5 protein-coding genes are annotated in these 3,770 nt (G+C 49.8%); 2 read left to right on the top strand and 3 right to left on the bottom strand.

Annotation, left to right across the window (positions count from 1 at the left end; translation table 11 throughout):
* Positions 1 to 308: 308 nt before the first annotated feature.
* Both RTW80_RS22970 and ygiW read right to left on the bottom strand, forming a co-directional pair.
* On the bottom strand, positions 309 to 791 hold the full coding sequence (locus RTW80_RS22970; RefSeq protein ID WP_000183505.1) for a GyrI-like domain-containing protein: 483 nt from the start codon (positions 789 to 791) through the stop codon (positions 309 to 311).
* A gap of 52 nt (positions 792 to 843) precedes the next feature.
* Positions 844 to 1,236 carry an OB fold stress tolerance protein YgiW gene (ygiW, locus tag RTW80_RS22965; protein WP_000712658.1) on the bottom strand — a complete coding sequence of 131 codons (393 nt, stop codon included), beginning with the start codon at positions 1,234 to 1,236 and terminating at the stop codon, positions 844 to 846.
* 151 nt (positions 1,237 to 1,387) lie between these two features.
* On the opposite strand from ygiW, the gene qseB reads away from it, so the two are divergent.
* Both qseB and qseC read left to right on the top strand, forming a co-directional pair.
* Positions 1,388 to 2,047 carry a quorum sensing response regulator transcription factor QseB gene (qseB, locus tag RTW80_RS22960; protein WP_001221493.1) on the top strand — a complete coding sequence of 220 codons (660 nt, stop codon included), beginning with the start codon at positions 1,388 to 1,390 and terminating at the stop codon, positions 2,045 to 2,047.
* On the top strand, positions 2,044 to 3,393 hold the full coding sequence (gene qseC / locus RTW80_RS22955; RefSeq protein ID WP_000673402.1) for a quorum sensing histidine kinase QseC: 1,350 nt from the start codon (positions 2,044 to 2,046) through the stop codon (positions 3,391 to 3,393). Before qseB ends, qseC begins: the two co-directional genes overlap by 4 nt.
* Before the next feature lie 45 nt (positions 3,394 to 3,438).
* On the opposite strand, the gene RTW80_RS22950 is transcribed toward qseC, so the two are convergent.
* A partial coding sequence (locus RTW80_RS22950; RefSeq protein WP_312720343.1) for a DUF2645 family protein occupies positions 3,439 to 3,770 on the bottom strand: 332 nt, incomplete at its 5' end.

Genomic DNA, 3,770 nt, shown 5'->3' with positions numbered 1-3,770 from the left:
TGATAGAAACAGAAGCCACTGGAGCACCTCAAAAACACCATCATACACTAAATCAGTAAGTTGGCAGCATCACCCAAACGTGTATGTGGTGTGCGTTTTTCCATAACCCCCGCCTCCCTGTTACTTTAGTTATAACCTAAAAGGTTAATTACAGCAATGAAAAAGCACCTAAAAGGTTAGTTAGATGTACGGAGATAGTGACCACACAAAACGTATTCTTTAAGGAAAGTGATTGACCATATAAGAAAGTGGCGCATTAGTAGCGCCAGTTTGAAGCAGGAATTTATAAGGGAAGCTGGAGTCAGACATCACGCCAACGGCACATAAACATCCGTTTCCAGTCGCTGCTCTGTCACCCCTTCGGCAAGATTGGTGTAGTGAAACAGAATCGGTGCTTTACGCATTTTCTCGCCGCTTGCAGGCAGCCAGTGGCGAATGATGCCCCATACCGTGTGTGAAATATCGTCCAGCTCGCCAACGTGGCGGGCCACGGCATAACGTCCACCGGTAAGTTCACCATTGCTCACACCATAACGATTATCGGGAATCGGTTCGCTAACGCTGCCGCAGATATCAAAGCGAAACGCTTCCGGTGCGGTGGTGGCAGGGTCGTCCCAGGCGACGCCAAAAGTCTGGCTTTGGTTAACAGGAGAAAGCCCCGTCTCTTTACGCCACATGATAAATTTCGCCACGCTGTAGTTGAGCAATTCAGGGCTACAGCGGTGCGGCAACATCGCCACAGGTATTGATGGGAAATCGATAATGTTTACATCCAGTGTCAGGTTTGTCATTTTGCCTCCCTGCGAAATTATTCCCGGGAACGCGTCCCGGGAGCGGTAACAATTACGGATTTACTTTGCGGATCTGTTTGACGTCAATTTCAACAGAATTCCAGTCTTTATCGACTTCACCCTGAATCTCAACCGTATCTTTCGGCGTCACCGTCACGCCGTTCCAGCGTTTGTGGTCGATATCAACATTGATAGTACCGCTGGCATCTTTGAACACGTAGAGATCGTCAGAGATGCGTTCAACGATATTGCCGCGCAGGGTTACCCAGGTGTCGTCACGCAGGGATTTTGCGCTTTCTACAGTCGTTACGCTGCCGTTCGGCCCCTGGAATCCTCCGGCCTGACTTTGCGTTGCCGATGGGCCAGAAAAACCGCCCTGCTCTGCTGCCATCACCGGTGCGCTGCACAGGGCCATTACTGCGATTACTGCTGCGAATTTTTTCATGTTTATTACTCCCTTTAATGTCTGTTTCCGAGCATTTAACAAGATAGTCCTTAACAACTTCTTAAGGGAAAAAAATAAAATTTAGTGCTGTACAGAGCGCGTTACAACACGGTTTACTGGCAGCAAATACGGTTATCGCAGGGATGAAAAAATGCGAATTTTACTGATAGAAGATGACATGCTGATTGGCGACGGCATCAAAACGGGCCTTAGTAAAATGGGTTTTAGCGTCGACTGGTTTACACAAGGTCGTCAGGGAAAAGAGGCGCTTTATAGCGCACCTTATGATGCGGTGATCCTGGATTTAACCTTACCAGGCATGGATGGTCGCGATATTTTGCGCGAATGGCGAGAAAAAGGTCAGCGTGAGCCGGTACTGATCCTGACCGCGCGCGATGCGCTGGCGGAACGTGTAGAAGGGCTGCGTCTGGGAGCTGACGATTATCTGTGTAAACCTTTTGCGTTGATAGAAGTCGCCGCCAGGCTGGAAGCTCTGATGCGCCGAACCAACGGCCAGGCCAGCAACGAGCTGCGCCACGGTAACGTCATGCTCGACCCCGGCAAACGTATCGCCACGCTGGCTGGCGAACCCTTAACACTGAAACCAAAAGAATTTGCCCTGCTGGAATTACTGATGCGTAACGCTGGTCGGGTACTGCCGCGCAAACTGATTGAAGAGAAACTGTATACCTGGGACGAAGAGGTCACCAGTAATGCCGTTGAAGTGCATGTGCATCATCTGCGACGCAAACTCGGTAGTGATTTTATTCGTACCGTGCATGGTATTGGCTACACATTAGGTGAGAAATGAAATTTACCCAACGTCTTAGTCTGCGCGTCAGGCTGACGCTAATCTTTTTAATTCTGGCCTCGGTGACCTGGCTGCTTTCCAGCTTTGTCGCCTGGAAACAAACAACGGATAACGTCGATGAATTGTTCGACACCCAACTGATGCTGTTTGCCAAGCGGTTAAGTACGCTCGATCTCAACGAAATCAACGCGGCGGATCGCATGGCACAGACGCCAAATAGATTAAAACACGGTCATGTTGATGACGATGCGCTGACCTTTGCCATCTTTACCCACGACGGCAGAATGGTCCTTAATGATGGCGATAACGGAGAAGATATTCCCTATAGCTATCAACGGGAAGGTTTTGCTGACGGGCAACTGGTCGGTGAAGACGATCCTTGGCGTTTTGTCTGGATGACCTCACCTGATGGCAAATATCGCATCGTTGTTGGCCAGGAATGGGAATACCGTGAAGACATGGCGCTGGCGATTGTTGCCGGGCAATTGATCCCGTGGCTGGTCGCACTGCCGATTATGTTAATCATCATGATGGTACTACTGGGTCGTGAACTCGCGCCGCTGAACAAACTGGCGCTGGCACTACGTATGCGTGACCCTGACTCGGAAAAACCACTAAACGCGACTGGCGTACCCAGCGAAGTGCGGCCACTGGTTGAGTCGCTAAATCAACTGTTCGCCCGCACACATGCGATGATGGTTCGTGAACGACGCTTTACCTCCGACGCAGCTCACGAACTTCGTAGCCCGTTAACGGCGCTGAAAGTGCAAACCGAAGTTGCGCAGCTCTCTGACGATGATCCGCAGGCGCGGAAAAAAGCACTGCTCCAATTACATTCCGGGATCGATCGCGCTACTCGTCTGGTTGATCAACTGCTCACGCTATCGCGGCTGGACTCACTGGATAACCTTCAGGACGTCGCGGAGATCCCGCTTGAAGATCTCCTGCAATCGTCGGTGATGGATATTTACCACACGGCGCAGCAGGCGAAAATTGACGTGCGACTGACACTCAATGCCCACAGCATCAAACGCACCGGGCAACCGCTATTGCTAAGTTTGTTGGTGCGAAATTTGCTGGATAACGCCGTGCGCTACAGTCCACAGGGCAGCGTGGTAGACGTCACGCTGAATGCTGATAATTTCATCGTGAGGGATAACGGCCCCGGTGTGACACCAGAGGCACTGGCGCGAATTGGCGAACGCTTCTATCGCCCACCCGGACAAACCGCTACCGGCAGCGGGCTTGGGCTATCGATTGTCCAGCGAATCGCCAAATTGCATGGCATGAATGTTGAATTTGGGAATGCGGAACAAGGTGGATTTGAGGCGAAGGTAAGCTGGTAACTTCTCTGTCTATGAGAGCCGTTAAAACGACTCTCATAGATTTTACTAATAGCAAAATATAAACCGTCCCCAAAAAAGCCACCAACCACAAACCAGACAAATACCGAGCGAGAATACATATACCCAAAACTCGAACATTTCCCGCATAAAGAGTTTTCTTAAGATAAGAATAATAAGTGGCGTAAGAAGAAAAAATGCTGCAATCATTGCTTGCAATATACGATCTTCGCCTGAAACGGAAGGTATACTGCAAATATTTCCTCCCGACTCAAGCATCCAGTCATACTTATTGAAAGCAAAAAAAGGGTGATGCTGCCAACTTACTGATTTAGTGTATGATGGTGTTTTTGAGGTGCTCCAGTGGCTTCTGTTTCTAT

The sequence above is a fragment of the Escherichia sp. AM3 genome (genome assembly GCF_032029835.1).
In the GTDB taxonomy this organism is placed as follows: Bacteria; Pseudomonadota; Gammaproteobacteria; order Enterobacterales; family Enterobacteriaceae; genus Escherichia; species Escherichia coli.
Note: the sequence above shows the minus strand (reverse complement) of the source record. Positions and strands in the feature narration are given on the sequence as shown.